This is a genomic window from Alcanivorax sp. HI0083, from assembly GCF_001635175.1.
On sequence record NZ_LWFX01001501.1, the window covers coordinates 1 to 1,008 of the forward strand.

The window sequence follows — 1,008 nt, forward strand, 5'->3', positions numbered from 1 at the left end:
ACCCGAATACCAGCAGGTGGATAAACAGCGTGAACAGCAACCCAACGCGGCGATCACTCATTGCGTCCCTGCGGTTCTGTCACCAACCCCAGCTGGGAAATACCCGCTTCCTGTAACGCGCCCATCAGCGACACCACCCGGGCATAGGCCACGTTGCCATCGCCTTCCACCAGAAACAGGGTGGACGGCTTGTGCTTGTGGATACGCAGCACATGGCCTTTCACGGTTTCCAGACTGGAAGATTTCTGGCTCTCGCCACCCACATCGATGAAATAGCTGCCATCGGCGGTAACGGAAATGATCACCGGTTCGTTCTTGGTGGTATCAATGGGGTCGCTGTTACTGTCCGGCAGGTCCACATTGATGCCCTGGGTCATCATCGGCGCCGTGGCCATGAAGATCACCAGCAGTACCAGCATCACATCGATGTAGGGCACCACGTTCATCTCGGCAACGAGCTTGCGCGGCACCCGTATCTTTACGCCGCTCATGCTCATGCTCCGCGCCCGTGGGCCTGACGGTGAAGTACGGAAGAAAACTCTTCCGCAAACATCTCATTTTCCGTCAGCAGGGCGTCGCTCTGGGCGGAGAAGCGGTTATAAGCCATCACCGCCGGGATCGCCGCGAACAGGCCAATGGCCGTGGCAATCAACGCTTCTGCAATACCCGGAGCCACCACACTGAGGGTCGCCTGCTTCACGTTGGCCAGCGCCATAAAGGAGTTCATGATGCCCCAGACGGTACCAAACAGGCCCACATAGGGACTGGTAGAACCGACCGTGGCCAGAAACGGCAAGTGTTTGGTCAGGCGAGTCTGCTCACGCTGCAGGGCCACGCGCATGGCCCGTTGAGCACCATCCATGACCGCTTCGGCACCACGGGTACTTTTGGAAAGCCGAACAAATTCCTGAAAACCGGCACGGAAAATGGCTTCAGTGCCGGAGTCCACATCCGGGTCCTTGCGGCTCTGGTTGTAGAGGGACGCCAGATCATCGCTGGACCAGAACT

The 1,008-nt window shown here is 58.3% G+C and carries 2 protein-coding genes; both read right to left on the reverse strand.

What is annotated here, in order from left to right; translation table 11 throughout:
- Positions 1-53: 53 nt before the first annotated feature.
- A complete protein-coding gene (tolR, locus tag A3754_RS22705) occupies positions 54-491 on the reverse strand; it encodes a protein TolR (RefSeq protein WP_063521412.1) in 438 nt (145 codons plus the stop codon).
- Positions 492-493: 2 nt separating this feature from the next.
- Positions 494-1,008: protein TolQ (gene tolQ, locus A3754_RS22710; RefSeq protein ID WP_063521413.1), on the reverse strand; the 515-nt coding region annotated here is incomplete at its 5' end.

What these genes read in the sequence shown, in the direction of transcription:
- tolR (WP_063521412.1), bottom strand. Translation starts at nt 491, where the DNA reads ATGAGCGGCGTAAAGATACGGGTGCCGCGCAAGCTCGTTGCCGAGATG.